Origin of the sequence: Seleniivibrio woodruffii (assembly GCF_004339245.1) — a bacterium.
GTDB classification, from domain to species: Bacteria; Chrysiogenota; Deferribacteres; order Deferribacterales; family Geovibrionaceae; genus Seleniivibrio; species Seleniivibrio woodruffii.
Genome location: NZ_SMGG01000003.1, coordinates 127,138 through 142,893, shown reverse-complemented (window position 1 = coordinate 142,893; position 15,756 = coordinate 127,138). Strand labels below are relative to the sequence as shown.

Genomic DNA, 15,756 nt, shown 5'->3' with positions numbered 1-15,756 from the left:
TTATAAGCAAATATACCACCTGTGAGGATAAAAAGCTGACAAACCTGCGGGAAATGATATAATCCGCCGATGAAAAAATATATTCAGAACCCTCACGTCTTAATGATGATCTACGCTCTGCTGATCTCCGGAACTTTCCATGTGGGGCATTCCATAGCGGGGGATATAAACCCTGTGGTGCTCACTTTTGCACGATTTTTTATGGGCTCGGTGATTTTCGGCATATATGTGGGGTTTTCCCACGGAATAAAGATTCCCAAACCCTGCCGCATTGTGCGCTATACATTTATAAGCCTTTGTCTGGTGATCTATTTTGTGTGCATGTTCACCGCTCTGCGCTACACCACCGCCGCCAACACCGGAGTGGAATATACCCTTGTGCCTGTGTTTACGACCATATACGGTGCACTGTTCCTTAAAGAGGTTCCGAATGCGGGTAAGGCCGCTGTGCTGGGTGTTGTGATGCTTGGGGCTGTTTGGGTGATAGCAGGCGGTTCTGCTGAGAATCTGGTAAGCCTGAAATTTAATAAGGGTGATATGATATTCGTTGCGGGATGCATGGGTATGGGAATGTATCCGGTTCTTTCAAAGCTTCTGGCAAAGGATGAACCTACGCCTGTTCTGACCTTCTGGACACTGGCAACGGGAGCTGCCGTTCTTGCTTTTTGGGCGAACACGGACATTGTTCGTACAAACTGGAGCGAACTGCCGCTCAGGCTTTATCTGGGACTCGGATATCTTACGGTGTTTACCACGGCAGTGACTTTCTTCATCATTCAGTATGCTGGCAGACGGCTGCCTGTTAGCAAGGTTATGAGCTATATTTATATAATTCCGCTGTTTGTGCTGGCTGAAAATTTTCTGCTGGGCAACGGACTGCCGGATGTTTCTGTTCTGCCGGGTGTGCTGGCGGTCAGTTTCGGAACCTGGTATTTTATGAAGAACTGACACCGTCTGCGGGCAGCATGATTATGAATCTTGCTCCTGTCAGGGTGTTTTCAGCAACAATCTTTCCGCCCATGTGTTCTTCTATTATGGACTTGCATATGTAAAGTCCGAGGCCTGTTCCGCCTTCGTCCTTCGTTGTTGAGTACATCTCAAACAGCTTCGAGGGGAGAAGATGTTCCGGAATGCCCCCTCCGTTGTCCTCTATTATTATCTTATTCAGCAGATCGTCGTGTTCGTAGTATACGTCGATGCGCTTGTTTTCGTTTCCGGAGGCTATCAGAGCCTCTTTAGCGTTATTCAGGATATTCAGGCAGACCTGTTTGAATTCATTCTTTATGCCGTGTATGCTGAAATGTTTATGCTCGTGGAACCTGACCTCTATGCCGTTCTTGACGAACTGTCTGTCCAGCAGGCCGTAAACCTCGGTCACGGTCTCGCAGGGTTTAAAATCCTCTTTTGTTTTTGTCTGCTTAAAAAATCCAGTAAAGTCGTTCACCGTCTGGCTCATAAATTCTATATTGCGCATTATGACGCCTGTGTTTCTGAGAAGCGTCTCTTCGGAAACAGTATCGTCCGATGCGTCCTCTTCGATAAGCTGGGTTATCAGTGCTATTGAGTTGAGGGGCTGTTTCCACTGGTGGGCTATCGCACCTATCATGGCTCCCATCTCCGCCATTTTCGACTGCTGATAGAGTACCTCCAGGGTACGTTGCTTCTCCTCCTGCGCTTTCAGCTCTTCGGTTATGTCTCTGGAAATTACCAGAATGGCTCTTATGGTTCCGTCCTCTTTGAAAAGGGGTATCTTGTCGGTGAGCACAGTTATGTGTCCGGAACTGAACGGATAGCTCTGGACTATCTTTCTGAGCGGCCGTTTGGTTTCCATGACTATCTTGTCGTCGGAATAGAAGCGTTCGTGCTCATTTCCGAATATATCTCTGGTGTGCATCTTTTTGTTGTCTTCAAAGAGAACATGCTTTTTCGCTTCCATGTTTGCGAAGATGATGTGGTTCTTTGTGTCCTTAAGGAAGACAATGAGCGGTATCGAGTCCAGAATGACCTCAAGTTCGGTCTTCTGCATGCTTATCTGGCGGAAATGATCAGTTATCTCCTCCTCCATATGCCTGAAGTTTCCGGAAAGGTCTGTAACCTCGCTGAAAATGGAGTTCGGCCAGACATCAGCCCCCTGTGTGTCCAGTCTGCTGGATATTCCGGCTGTTCTGTCCGAAAGCTGTTTCAGGTGTCTTGCGGCTCTTCTGCTTATGAAAAATGCCAGAAGGACTGATATTATGATGGAAACGTATATCACCGTCAGAGCCTGAAAACCGAGCTGATTTATATGCTTAACGTATGAGGTCATAGGCATTTCCGCTGTGAGCACCATGCCTTTTCCGTGCTCCAGCTTAACGCTTTTTATCATGTAGGAGTTGTTCCAGCGGGTCATTACAGAAGTGTTCGCCTGCGGTCTGGTTGTGCGCAGATATATTCCGTCGCCGAAATCCTCAATTATGCCGTCACTGCTCAGAACAGGGATGGATGCCATCCCCTGATATGCCGGATTGGTGGAGATTATCCGTTTTCTGTTTATATCGGTGAGCGTCAGGAAAATACCCGAGTCGCTGGTTATGGAGTTCATAAGGCTGTAGATGGAGCGGAACTGTATCCCTCCCTGAACGTAGCCTATCACTTCTCCTGAATCATCTCTCATCGCTTTCACAAGGATGAGTATGGGGTTGTTCAGATTGAGCAGGTTGCTTTTCCGGGCTTCGGTAACGATTATCTTATCCGTTGCCGCCGCCTCTGCATAGTAGGGTCTGTCGCTGTAGTCGTTTCCGAAATACCGCTTAAGACCGTTCTCCTCCTCTGCATAGAGCGGAGCGGCCATTTTGTCCCTGTTGATGAAACCCATCCCGAGGAAGGTGTCGGATGAGCTTAGAATAGCGGTTATATGATCCTCACCCTTAAGGTTCACACCTGTTTCGTCGACATAATTTTTCAGGTTGGCGGCCAGAATGTTCAGGCTGGAATAGCTTGCCACGAAAACGTTGTTACCGGAGAGCACTGCGGCGTTCGTCATTGCTGTTAGCTTTCTCCGCATCTCATCCTGCATCTCCTGAGTCTGGTGACGGATATTTGAGATGATGTAAAACACCATGGGCAGAACGGTTATCAGCAGGATGGTTCCGAAAATGACCGAGCGCAGGGGAACCTTACTGTGTTTCAGCCCCGCTTCTTTCGCAATGAGATTTATCAGGCAGAGAGCCACAGAGGCGATCAGGGTGTTTATTATTCCGTTTATGCTCTGCTTAAGATACACGATTGCGGCGGATGCTGCGCTCATGCCCATTATGCCCGAATAGAAGAAGAAAACCAGAACCAGACCGCCCGTCAGCCAGTAGAGAACATCGATAAGGATTATGTCCTCCCGCTCGCTGTAAAAACGTGCCAGCGCCAGAGCCTCGGCTGTGAAGATTATAACTGCGTAGGGGTGGTTCCAGTGTACGTAGGTTCCCGCTGCGGCTATTGCGGCGGAAATGACTCCGAATAAACCGTATCTCTTTATTGCAATGACGGAAAATACTCCGCCGAAAAGAAAGTCGACATTGAAGAAAAGCTCAAATTTATCGAGGTTTGCAAAATAGCCCAAAAGGCCGAGCAGAACCGTTCCAGTAAATGTTCCGGCATATTTCCGTATAGTTTCTGACAAACCGAGCTCCCGCTTGTGAATTAAATAAACTTTTATATTCTATACCAGAAAGCCGATGACATATCAAATATCAATGGTGTTTCAGGCATGGGCTATCGTCTGATCGGACGGCAGATATATTGTGAATCTTGCTCCTTTGTCCGTGTTCTCAGCCGTTATTTTTCCGCCCATATGGTTCTCTATGATGGACCTGCATATGTACAGGCCTATTCCTGTTCCGCTTTCGCCTTTGGATGTCTGATACATCTCAAACAGTCTGTCCGGCAGAAGTTCTTCCGATATCCCTCCGCCGTTGTCCTCAAAGGTCATTATCCGGTAGTTATCATCCTGACTGAATGCAACCTCAATCCGCTTATCTTCCTTTTTTGAGCCAGCCAGAGCATCTTTGGCGTTCACCAGAAGGTTCAGACAGACCTGTTTGAACTCGTTCTTAAACCCGTAAACGCTGAAATGTGCATGCTCTCTGGTTATAAACTCAATGCCGTATCTGCGGAACTGGGAGTCAATTATTCCGTATATCTCAGTTATGGTGTCGCAGGGGCGGAACATCTGCTTCTTCTTTTCAGTCTTGAAGAAATGGGTGAAATCGTCCGCAGTCTGGCTCATGAAATCAGTGTTCTTAAGCATCAGCCCTGTGTATGTCAGAAGGGATTCGTTCGTGAGGTTTCCGTCGGAAATTTCGGACTCAATCATCTGAGTCAGAATCGAAACAGTGCTCAGAGGCTGTTTCCACTGGTGGGCAATGGCGGCTGTCATGGCTCCCATCTCTGCCATTTTCGACTGCTGATAAAGCGTTTCCAGTGTCCTCTGCTTCTCTTCCTGAGCTTTCAGCTCGTCCGTTATATCCCTTGAGATTACCAGAATTGAGGTCACCTGCCCCTTTTCGTTTAAGACGGGTATCTTGTCGGTCTTAACGGTCAGGCTGTTATATTTCTGGATTATACCCAGCAAAGGTGATCTGGAGGTTATGACCTTTATGTCGTCGTGATAAACCCTGTCTGCGAAAGAGGGGAAATGTTTGTAGACGTTGAGCCTTGCAGTGCCTGAGGCGCTTAGCCCCATGCTTTCTGCGGCGGTTCTGTTTACACTGATTATGTTGTTTTCAGTGTCTTTCATAAAGATTATCAGTGGTATGGAGTCCATTATCAGGGAAAGTTCGCCCTTTTGGCGGCTTATCTCACCGAATTTTTCGGAAAGCAGTCTGGACATTGCCGAAAAATGATCCGAAAGGTCGGTTATTTCAGCAAAAACAGACTGAACAGATGGAATTTTCTCCCCTTTGCGTATCTTTTCCGGCATAAGCCCTGTGTTTGTCTGAAGATTCTCCAGATGGAGGGATATCTGTCTGCTGATTATCATTGCTGCGGCAATGCAGAGTATTATGACCAGATATATTATTTTAAGCGCCCTGTAGCCGATATCGTTTATTCTGCCCATGTGTAAGGCAAGGGGCATCTGTGCGGTGAGTTTGAGTCCCGAAGGCGCAAGCTCTCCGGATTTGACATAGAATGAACTGCTCCAGCGGATCATAACCGAGTGGTTATTCTGAGGGATGGGTGCACTCATAAATATCCCTCTGCTGTCGTGGTCAAAGGCCGCATAGCCTTCGGGATAGCTGAATTTATTGCCGCCTTTGAATCTGCCGGAAGTGTTTATTATCACGGTGCTGTTTTTGTCGGAAAGGGTGAGGTCTATGCCCGAATCCTTGCTGACGGATCTCATAAGCCCCTGTATTTTGTCAAAATTCATACTGGCCTGCATGAACCCCAGCAGATATCCCGATTCGTCCTTAACAGGTTTAATGATCACGATAACGTGGGTTCCCTCCGGCCTGAAAGAGCTTTTTGTAGCTTCGGAAACGTAGGTTGCATCGGTTTTGCCTATGGCTTCGTAATAGCCTGAACCGCTGAAATCAACATTGCTGAACCGTTTCACTTTTTCATCCGTTTTTATGTAAACATGCTCCGCTTTGGCGTCGGGGCTTAGAAAAGCCATTCCGATGAAGATTTCAGACGAATTGAGCACAGTCTCAATGTGTTCGTCAAGGGTGGTGGCGGAATCCGTCATGGCTTCGGAGGCGGCCTTATCCGCCAGTCCGTTTATCTTGCCGTAGGCCTCGTCCAGAAGGGATTCTATGGAGATGGAGGTCATGTTGTACATGGTGTTCAGTTCGTCTTTCAGCTCCCCAGTGATCTCATTTGTCTGGGTTTTAACTCCGAACACCACATATGCGATCGCCGGAAAAGCGGCTATCATCAGTATGAGTATGAAAAAGGTCTGCCGGAACGATATCCGCCTGAAACCGGAACCCGTTATCTTGCCGTAGTAGTTTACACCGTAAAAAAGAATGGTTGCGCAGACGGTGTTGACGATTCCGTTTATGCTCTGCTTCAATATCACAAGCTTGACTGTTGAAACCGGAACACCCATTATGAAATGGTACGATATGAATATCAGGAGCAGTCCTGCGGTCAGCCAGTATATGAGGTCGTGGACTATCACCCCTGCGGCCTTTCTGCGCAGAAACGCAACAAACAGTGCTTCGGATGTGAAGATTATTATTGCATATGGGTGATTCCAGAGGGTATAGGTGTATAAAGATGCTATGAATGCCGGAATAACGCCGATCATTCCGTATCTTTTGACGGCATACATTGTGAAGATGCTTCCGAAAAGGAAGTCTACATTAAAGAAAATCCCGATTTTGAAGTAGTTTCCGGCAAATCCGAGAGCGGATAAAAGAATAAGGCTTACAATATCAGTCAATGACAGGTCGGCTGTCAGCCTGCGCCTTAAGAATGACATATATATCACCAAATAAATGTGAAACTATATAGTAACACAAGAGTTGTATATCAAGTAATCATAGATTATACATAATGGAATTTCAACTGTAAGTTTTTTTTACTGATAATGACTTTAAACAACGGAAGGGATAATGACGGGTTCATACATCGCTATTGCCGGATTTCTGGTCTTCACCCTGATCGCATCGGAAAAGCTGGGGCTGAACATGCACAAAAGCATCAGCACGGCGGCTGTGCGCTCTGTGGTGCAGATGTTCCTTATGGGGCTTGTGCTGGAATATATCTTCAGGCTCAATAATGTATGGCATGTGACCTATTTTGCCGCTTTTATGTCGGTTTTTGCCGCATACACGGCAAAGGGCAGGTCGAAGACCGGAGAGGGACACATCATCAGGGGTTTTCTTTCCATTTATATCCCGTCAATGCTGGGACTGATGCCTGTTATCCTGAGCGGTGCCGTGCCTGTTCAGATGAACGCAATTCTGCCTGTGGCGGGGATGGTTGTGGGCAACTGCATGAATGCCCACAGCATCAGCGTCGACAGGCTGAGAGCCGAATGCAAAGCGAACATAGCGGCCATTCAGGGCATGCTTGCGCTGGGGCTGACAATGGAAATCGCCGCAAAAGATTCGGTGGTGGCGGCTGTTCGGGCGGGTATAATGCCCGTGCTTAACAACATAGCTTCTCTGGGTGTCGTGCTTCTGCCGGGGCTTGCCGCGGGACTTCTCATGGCGGGTGTTTCTCCGCTGAAAGCCATTGTGTATCAGCTCGTGGTGATGTATATGATCTTTGCTGTTAATATTCTAACATCATATCTGGCCTGCCGCATGTTCCGGAACGACATGGTCATGGCGGCGGCAACAGGGGAGCAGGGATGACGATTTTATATGCCCTTGATCTTTTGGGTACTTTCGCATTCGCTGTCAGCGGTGCGCTGGCGGGAGTGCGTAAAAAACTCGACCTTTACGGGGTGACCTTTCTGGCCATTGTTACGGCAGTGGGCGGCGGAACCCTTCGTGACACAATGCTGGGTCGTGTGCCTCCGTTCGTTTTCAAGGACTCCAATTATCTGTTTCTGTCCATCGGGGCGGCCATGCTGGTCATACTTTTCCACAGCCATGTGAAAAGAAGCTATAACCTTCTGGTGGTGATGGATGCGCTGGGGCTTGGTCTTTTTAACGTGATGGGTATAAACATCGCCCTCAGCTCCGGCGTGGGCTATGTCGGTTCGATGATATTCGGGGTTATGACGGGTACTGTCGGCGGTATGATCCGTGATGTGCTCATAAATGCCACGCCGCTGGTGCTCACCCGTGAGGTGTATGCCTCGGCATGCATAATAGGCGGTGCGCTCTACTGCACACTGCACCATTTCGGTGTGGATCAGTCGCTTAATGCGGCTGTCAGTGCGCTGCTGGTTTTCGCAGTGCGGATGATAACCCTTAAGCTGGAATTTCACCTGCCCAGAGCAGGGGAGAGATAGGTGCATTTTTGTCACTCTGAACGGAGTGAAGAGTCTCATGTAAGACAGAGACTCTTCGGTATAAGCCTCAGAGTGACGGTATAGCTTTCGGCTTTATTGTTTCATCTGTTGTCGATGACCCGAATTGCTTTGCCCTGAGAGCGTTCCAGTGTTCCCGGTTTCAGGTACTGAACGTCAACACGGAAGCCGAGGAAATCATACAGAGTAGTGTCCAGACGGTCTCTGGTGTCGTCGCTTATGCCGTTTGTTTCAACGGCAAGGGTAACATCCCCTTTGCCCTTTTTCTTGTCGAGGATGATTCTGTATTCCTCGCCAAGTTCGGTGAACTCCATCAGGATAGATTCTATCTGTGCGGGGTAGAAGTTGACCCCTTTCACTTTCAGCATATCGTCCGTGCGGCCTTTCAGTCTGGCTATCTTAACCGTGTTCAGTCCGCATTTGCAGAGACCTCTGCTGACTATTTTTGTTATGTCACGGGTGCGGTAGCGTATCATTGGCAGACCTTCACGGGTCAGCGTTGTTACAACCATCTCACCCTCAACGCCGTCGGGCAGAGGTTCACCCGTTTCAGGATCCACTATCTCCACTATGTAGTGATCGTCCCAGACGTGGATTCCGCTGTGGTCTTTGCAGTCGATGCCCAGACCGACTCCGCCTGTTTCCGTCATGCCGATGATATCGAAAGTTTCGATGTTCATCTCTTTTTCTATTCTGCGGCGTATGCCGTCCGTCCATGTTTCCGCACCGAAGATGCCCACACGGAGTTTTGTCTCTTTAAAGTTGAAGCCCTCCTGCTTAGCAACCTCCATCAGCCTGAGGGGATAGGATGCGATTGCGCAGAGGCAGGTCGTTTCAAGGTCTTTGATGAACTGGAGCTGAAGCATGGAGCGGCCTGCACCCATGGGTATTATGAAGCTTTTCAGCCTTTCAGCCCCGTAGTGGAAACCGAAACCGCCGTTGAAAAGTCCGAAAGACGGGGTTATCTGTACCACGTCTTCGCTTGTCACCCCTGCGGTGGTGTAGCAGCGTGCCATGATCTCGCCCCACTGGTTCACGTCCCCTTCGGTCATGGGGTTTATGATGGGCTTGCCTGTGGTGCCGCTTGACATATGCATGCGCACGCAGTTTTTTATGTCTGCACAGGCATATGCAAAGGGGTAGCCCTGACGCAGGACATCCTTTGTGATAAAGGGAAGTTTCGTCAGATCCTCATAGCTTGTCACCCTGTCTGTCTCATATCTGGAAAAATAGTAAGGGTTCGACTTCTTTATGTGATGAAGCGTTGTTCCCAGTTTCAGAAGCTGAATATCAGTCAGCTTGTGCATGTTTCACCCCGTATTCTATGGCTTCGATACTGATTTTAGGTGCGTTTCTGAGGATTTCCAGAGCTTTTGCGGTGTCAATTGCTCCGAAACAGCCCAGAAAGATGCCCAACAGCACCTGACCGCCGTATATCCACCCGCCGAATTTTTCTTCGGCAATGTCGGATGCTGGCAGTGCGATAACTCTTATCCCTTTTATGTCCAGCGGTTTCTCGCTGTCCACAATGAGTATTCCGTCCTTTTTGATGAAGTTCAGGTTTCTGAGCGCCTCATCCTTTGTCAGACTGATTATGAAATCCGCCGAATGCTCCGCAACGGATGCGCTCAGCCCCTGACCTATCTTTATGTACGTTGCCACAGAACCGCCACGCATGGCCATTCCGTGGGTCTCCGCAGATACTGCGGGAATATTCATGTTTGCCGCCAGAGTGCCTATCATGGCGTTAAGGGTTATGACACCCTGTCCGCCCTTGCCGCAGATAATTCCCTGAATCATTTCTTCACCCCTATGGCCTTTATCGGGCAGACCTGAATGCAGACCATGCAGCCCACGCAGGCGTTCTGGTCTATCTCTGCCATCCTTTTAACCCTGTTGCGGGAGATGGCGGGACATTCAAATTTTTCATAGCAGATGGTGCAGTCGGTGCAGGCATCGGAGATCTCCGCCGTCTTTTTGTTCTTATATCTCGTTTTGGTAACGCACTCTTTGTTGAAGATTACCACTGCCGGAGCGTTGTCCGTGTGGGCGTATGCGATAGCCTGTTTCAGCGCCTCCGTCCCCTTTTTCAGATTATAGGGATCAACGGTGACGATATGGTTAACTCCTGCGCCTCTGCATGCCTGCTCAATGGTGAGCTTGCCCGACAGATGGGGCACGGGCTGAAAACCTGTCATTGCAGTGGTTTCGTTGTCCAGAATGGCAACCACTATGGGTGCGTTGTTCACAACTGCGTTGGTGAGTCCGGTCACTCCAGTGTGGAAGAAAGTGGAATCGCCTATGGTGCATATTACGGGTTTTTCGGGATTGGATCGTTTAAGAGCCTCTGCAAATGTGATGGATGCTCCCATGCATATGCAGGTGTCAACTGCGTTCAGATTTATGCCCAGAGTATAACAGCCGATATCGCCGGGGAAAATACCGTCCGGAGCCGCCAGCTTCATGGCATAGAAAGCCGGTCTGTGTCCGCATCCTGCGCAGAGTCGGGGTTTCAGGTTAACGGGAGTTTCGGCGGTTTCCGCCTCCGCCTTTTCACGTTCGTGCTGTATGCCCGCCGTGGTGAGCAGTATGTCGGCGATGATGTCGGGCGTCAGCTCCCCTTCGGAGGGGATAAGTCCGTTCAGCCTGCCGACGGTCTTTATTGTAAAGTTATGTTCGATAACGGGAAAGGTCTCTTCCAGAACCACTATCCTGTCGTAGACCAGCTCGGTTTCGATTACGAACTGCCTGTCCAGAGGATAGGGCATATCGACCTTTATGATGTCGAAGGGCAGATTCAGTTCGTCTATTATGTCTTTCGCCATGGCATAGGCATAGCCGGAGGCAACCACTGCCATGTCGTATTTCTTTTCGGGTATTTTCGGTGCCATCTCGGCAGCGAGTAGGTCGAGGCTTCTGTTCAGTTTTTCATGGAGAATACGGCGGAACTTAGGAGTTGCCGCCCAGCGTGGCATGTCCTTTTGGAATTGCCCATGAAGGGGCTGTGCCGCAGCCTCGCCAGTCTCAAAATTCTGGCGGGAGTGACAGACACGCATAACCGGTCGCACCATTACCGGAAGCTTGTATTTAGTAGATATATCATATGCCAGCATGGTCAGCCTGTAGGCATCCTGCGGGTTGCATGGATCCAGAACGGGCATCTTTGCGCTCACCGCATACATACGGCTGTCCTGCTCGGTCTGGCTGCTGTAGGGGCCGGGATCGTCGGCGGAAACAAGCACCATTGCGCCCGCAACGCCTGTGTAGGCCACGCTGAAAAGCGGATCGGCGGCTACGTTCAGTCCCACCATTTTCATACAGCAGAGAGTTGAAGAACCGGATATGGCCTCGCCTGCGGCCAGTTCCAGAGCTATCTTTTCGTTCAGCGACCATTGAGCGTAACGCTCTGGTGCGAACTTCTGAAACGCAGAGAGGATTTCACTGGAGGGAGTGCCGGGATAGGCATATGCGCTTTTAACGCCGGAATTTACAGCGGCGAGAGCTATCAGCTCGTTGCCCAGAAAGAAACCGTTGACCATCTGAATCACCGTTAATTTTATGACAGAATTCTGAAATACTACACCAATGAAACAATAATTTAAAGAAAAAAGGCTTCTGGTTATGCCTGTAAATGTGTTGCCGTGTGTCAGTCAGGCATGTTCAAAAAGAGTCATTCTGAGTGTAACGAAGAATCTCAGCTGATGCCGAGTGGATAATAAAAAAAATCCCCCTCAGCCGAGGGGGATTTTTGTATTACATATCTTCCAGTACAAACTGACCGTTCTTGATCTTCACCATGACCAGCGAAGAAGCATCCAGACCGCAGTGGTCTGTTTTTGAAAGGTTATAGACTCCTGTGACGCCTGTGAAATTCTTTGTGGTCTCAAGAGCCTGAATTACAGTTATCTTCTCATTTTTTGAGCGTTTCAGTGCGTTCAGCATCAGGTTCAGCCCGTCATATGCATAGATGGCGTGAACCGATGTCTCGTCGATGAGCTTTCCGTAGCGTTTGTTGAAAAGCTCGATTGCTTTTTTCTGGGGGTCGTTTGCGGGGAGCTGATTTGCAACGACTATTTTGAGAGCGGGCATAATGGAGCCTTCGGCCGCATCACCCGCCAGCTTGGTATAGGCGAAATCCGCTATGCCGTGGGACTGGATGAGGGGGATGTTCTTGTCAAGGGCACGGAGACTCTTGGCGGCTACTGCACCCGCCTTGCCCACCGTCCACACCACTATGGCCTGAGGCTTTGTGTCCAGAATCTTTTTCATCTGGGTTGTCATATCCGTGTCGGTCATGTTGAATTTTTCAACGCCTGTGATGGTCATTCCTGCGGCGTATTTGTTTATCTGATCAAGCCCGTCCTGACCGAAGCCGGTAGCGTCAACGACAACGCCGATCTTTGTCAGGCCTTTCTTTTTCAGATAGCCGAAGGTTTTTTCAACAGCTGTTGATGTTTTCTGGGGCGACTTGAACATGTACTGACGGACGGGTTCAACAGGGGGAGTTCCGCCCACAAATCCCATTGTGGGTATCTGGGCTTCCATAATGGAGCCGAGGATAGACATCGCCTCGCCTGTTGATGTGGGGCCGACTATGACATTGACCTCATCCTTGTTGATGAGTCTTTTTGCGAAGAGCATCGTTTTGTCGGGCATCCCCTGAGTGTCATAGGTGATAAGGGTTATGGGCTCGCCCATGAACTTTGCCTTGTTTGCATCGGCTATGACCCCTTCCAGAATCTCCTGCGAGGGCTTGCCGATATTCGAGATAGGCCCTGTGAGAGCCAGAAGCGCACCTATCTTCACCTCTGCATATGCAGATATGCTGAGAAGGAGTACAGATGCGGCTATGAGAATCTTTTTCATATATCCTCCAGAAAAAAAGGTTACGGCGGATACCGTAACCTTTATAAACTTATAATTACATTTCTTCCAGAACAAACTGGCCGTTCTTCACCCGAACCATGACCATTGAAGAGAGGTCGAGGCCGCAGTGGTCGTTTTTGCTCATGTTATAAACTCCGGTGACACCCACAAACTTAGTGGTCTTCTCCAGAGCCTGCTGAAGTGTTATCTTTTCGGCCTTTGCCTTTTTCAGTGCGGACAGAACAAGGTTTATGCCGTCATATGCATAGCTTGCGTGAACGGATGTCTCATCGATGAGCTTGCCGTATTTGGCTACGAAAGCATCGATAACCTTTTTCTGGGGATCGTTTGCGGGGAGGCTTGATGCCACTGTCAGCTTAACCGAGGGCATGACCGTGTTTTCGGCGGCATCGCCCGCAAGTTTAAGGTATGAGTTGTCGGCTATGCCGTGTGACTGAACCATAAGAATGTTCTTGTCAAGCGCACGAAGGTTTTTAGCTGCAATTGCGCCCGCTCTGCCCACTGTCCAGATAACGACTGCCTGAGGCTTTGTTGACAGCAGTTTCGACATCTGTGTGCTCATGTCGTTGTCGGTTGCGTTGAACTTTTCAATGGCGGTAATGGTGAGTCCTGAGGAATATTTGTTTATCTGGTCCAGACCGTCCTGGCCGAATCCCGTTGCGTCAGCGGCAACTGCAATTCTTGTGAGGCCTTTCTTTTTCAGATAATTGAATGCTTTTTCGATTGCTGTTGATGTTTTCTGGGGTGATTTGAATATGTAGGGTTTAAGGGGTTCGACAACTGAGGTTCCGCCTGCGAATGCCATTATCGGTGTTTTTGAGGACATAGCCTCTCCGATGACCGACAGTGCCTCGCCCGTGCCGTTGGGACCGACTATCACGTCAACCTTGTCCTTGGCTATGAGCTTTTTGGCGTAGGTTTGCGCTCTGTCCGGCAGTGACTGGGTGTCGTATGATATCACTCTTATCTTGTCGCCGAGCAGGTTTTTTTTGTTGGCCTCTTCGACAACACCGTCAATAATTTCCTGACCGGGTTTGCCGAGGTTTGATATGGGGCCTGAGAGTGCGAGTAGTGCGCCAATCCTTATTTCTGCGTAGGCGCAGACAGAAACGAGAAGCAGAAGTGCCGTAAGAACCGATTTTTTCATCCTGATACCTCCGATATATAAAACATGTTATTTGAAGGCTGAAACAAAAAAAGGGCTGTGAGTTCGTTCCTCACAGCCCTTTGTCAGCTTGTTAAGCAGAACTCCACGGTTTACTCAGGGCTTGAGCACCAAAAGAAACCAAAAAAGAAAAATGAAGCTGCTGCAAAAAATCTGTTCATATTCATGGATAGATTATTTAGCAAATTATTTCCTGTGTCAATAAAAATATTGTTTCGGTCGCAAACTATAGTTTGTTTAATTCAGAAAATAGTTGGCAACATAGGATAAATTGGCAGAAAAAATATAACCAGAATATAAAATACCGTGTGATGTATGCATAATATATTGATGATATGCTGATTTTAATTCGGGGTAAATTCAGTTGCGCAAAGGTTAAATCGTTCATTAACAGAAAAAGAGGTTATACAAGCCTCCGCTCACATAAGGGGTGGTAATAACTGGTTAACAAAATCCTGATGAAGTGTCGTGCGTATGCCATGCCAGATGCTCTTTGAAATGCTTTGTGCAGGTTTTGCAGTAACATGTTATAAAACCGAAGTTATTCAATCAGTGCTTTAAAAATGGTATTTATGATGAATTTACTGGTTGGAATTTCAGTCAAATATTAATCATAAAGAAACAAAGTTTTGTATTCTTGTATAAAAAGTAAGCCTGTCTGACAACGCTGGCCGAAAATGTGTATTTTTGATGAAAGAAACAGATATGGGAGATATGCTTTTGGTAAATATTAACCAGAAGTGTTTACAGGTTAAGCAATGGCGTAAAAATCCTTTTATAAGGGGGCTGAGGTGGTAAATGATGTCCTGTATAGGCTAAAATTTTTCAGCTTGTATGAAAAAAATAAAATAGAACATAATGTAATTTTAATTGGATATTTTTGGTTTTACTTAAAATGAATCTATTATTAATATATCAGCAAATGTTCTGATTAATAGGCTTTTTAGCATATGCTAAAAAGTTAAAACTACGTTTTTAAATCATGAAGCATTAATTAACCTTGTTTACGCATGATAAATTCTTATTGAATGTCAAAAAATCGTGATGTATACCTTATTCAGCAAAAGTTGATAACTTGAAGATAACCAAGGTTATTGATTATTTTCTATTATATTTTGGAGGTATAGCATGAGCAACAAAGTTGAAGCTGTGAATACTGAAGCAGCTATCGGACAGATTGCGGAAACAGTAATCGCAGACTCCACCGCAAATCCTGCTCCTCTCGGACTTATGGGATTCGGTCTTACTACAATTCTTCTTAACCTGCATAACATCGGTCTTTTCCCTCTGGACAGCGGAATACTCGCAATGGGTATTTTCTATGGCGGTCTGGGACAGATCATCGTTGGTATGATGGAATGGAAAAAGAAAAATACTTTCGGCACAGTGGCCTTTACTTCATATGGTCTGTTCTGGCTCACACTGGTGGGTATAATCGTTCTGCCCAAGATGGGATTTGAAAAACCCGATACGGTTGCAATGTCTGCATACCTTTTCCTGTGGGGCTTCTTCTCCCTTATCCTTTTCATAGGCACATTCAAGCTGAACAAAGGCCTTCAGGTTGTTTTCTTCCTACTGGTTATCCTGTTCATGCTTCTTGCTATCGGCGATATGTTCGAGAGCGCATCGCTCAAGAAATTTGCCGGATTTGAAGGCGTTCTCTGCGGTCTGTCTGCAATGTATGTAGGCGCGGCGCAGGTTCTCAACGAAGTTTATAAAAGAACAGTTCTGCCCCTCGGGTAAG

The 15,756-nt window shown here is 47.8% G+C and carries 11 protein-coding genes; 4 read left to right on the top strand and 7 right to left on the bottom strand.

The window, feature by feature from the left end; translation table 11 throughout:
- Positions 1 to 102: 102 nt before the first annotated feature.
- Entirely contained in the window at positions 103 to 948 is an 846-nt protein-coding gene (locus C8D98_RS00680; RefSeq protein ID WP_207891220.1) for a DMT family transporter, read from the top strand.
- On the opposite strand, the gene C8D98_RS00675 is transcribed toward C8D98_RS00680, so the two are convergent.
- Complete coding sequence (locus C8D98_RS00675; protein ID WP_132871089.1) at positions 935 to 3,652, bottom strand: ATP-binding protein; 2,718 nt, start codon at positions 3,650 to 3,652, stop codon at positions 935 to 937. The two genes, C8D98_RS00680 and C8D98_RS00675, sit on opposite strands and share 14 nt — an antisense overlap.
- A gap of 81 nt (positions 3,653 to 3,733) precedes the next feature.
- Positions 3,734 to 6,457, bottom strand: a complete 2,724-nt coding sequence (locus C8D98_RS00670) for an ATP-binding protein (RefSeq protein ID WP_132871087.1) — start codon at positions 6,455 to 6,457, stop codon at positions 3,734 to 3,736.
- A 133-nt stretch (positions 6,458 to 6,590) separates the two neighbouring features.
- Here C8D98_RS00670 and C8D98_RS00665 point away from each other — a divergent pair, with 133 nt between their 5' ends.
- Together C8D98_RS00665 and C8D98_RS00660 are read left to right on the top strand one after the other, a co-directional pair.
- On the top strand, positions 6,591 to 7,337 hold the full coding sequence (locus C8D98_RS00665; protein ID WP_132871085.1) for an ABC transporter permease: 747 nt from the start codon (positions 6,591 to 6,593) through the stop codon (positions 7,335 to 7,337).
- On the top strand, positions 7,334 to 7,942 hold the full coding sequence (locus C8D98_RS00660) for a trimeric intracellular cation channel family protein (RefSeq protein ID WP_132871083.1): 609 nt from the start codon (positions 7,334 to 7,336) through the stop codon (positions 7,940 to 7,942). The genes C8D98_RS00665 and C8D98_RS00660 overlap by 4 nt, the downstream gene beginning before the upstream one ends.
- Positions 7,943 to 8,043: 101 nt before the next feature.
- Here the strand turns inward: C8D98_RS00660 and C8D98_RS00655 are convergent, their stop codons facing one another.
- The 5 genes from C8D98_RS00655 to C8D98_RS00635 form a co-directional block, all read right to left on the bottom strand.
- Positions 8,044 to 9,267, bottom strand: a complete 1,224-nt coding sequence (locus C8D98_RS00655; protein ID WP_132871082.1) for a phenylacetate--CoA ligase family protein — start codon at positions 9,265 to 9,267, stop codon at positions 8,044 to 8,046.
- Positions 9,251 to 9,760 (bottom strand): 2-oxoacid:acceptor oxidoreductase family protein, encoded by a 510-nt coding sequence (locus tag C8D98_RS00650; RefSeq protein WP_132871080.1) that lies wholly within the window; start codon positions 9,758 to 9,760, stop codon positions 9,251 to 9,253. The genes C8D98_RS00655 and C8D98_RS00650 overlap by 17 nt, the downstream gene beginning before the upstream one ends.
- Entirely contained in the window at positions 9,757 to 11,499 is a 1,743-nt protein-coding gene (locus C8D98_RS00645) for a thiamine pyrophosphate-dependent enzyme (RefSeq protein ID WP_132871078.1), read from the bottom strand. Before C8D98_RS00645 ends, C8D98_RS00650 begins: the two co-directional genes overlap by 4 nt.
- Positions 11,500 to 11,713: 214 nt before the next feature.
- Entirely contained in the window at positions 11,714 to 12,826 is a 1,113-nt protein-coding gene (locus tag C8D98_RS00640; RefSeq protein WP_132871076.1) for an ABC transporter substrate-binding protein, read from the bottom strand.
- 55 nt (positions 12,827 to 12,881) lie between these two features.
- Positions 12,882 to 13,994 (bottom strand): ABC transporter substrate-binding protein, encoded by a 1,113-nt coding sequence (locus tag C8D98_RS00635; RefSeq protein WP_132871074.1) that lies wholly within the window; start codon positions 13,992 to 13,994, stop codon positions 12,882 to 12,884.
- A gap of 1,146 nt (positions 13,995 to 15,140) precedes the next feature.
- Between C8D98_RS00635 and C8D98_RS00630 the strand changes: the two genes are divergently transcribed.
- Positions 15,141 to 15,755, top strand: coding sequence for an acetate uptake transporter (locus C8D98_RS00630; RefSeq protein WP_132871072.1), 615 nt, complete (start codon positions 15,141 to 15,143; stop codon positions 15,753 to 15,755).
- The last annotated feature ends 1 nt before the right edge of the window (position 15,756 follow it).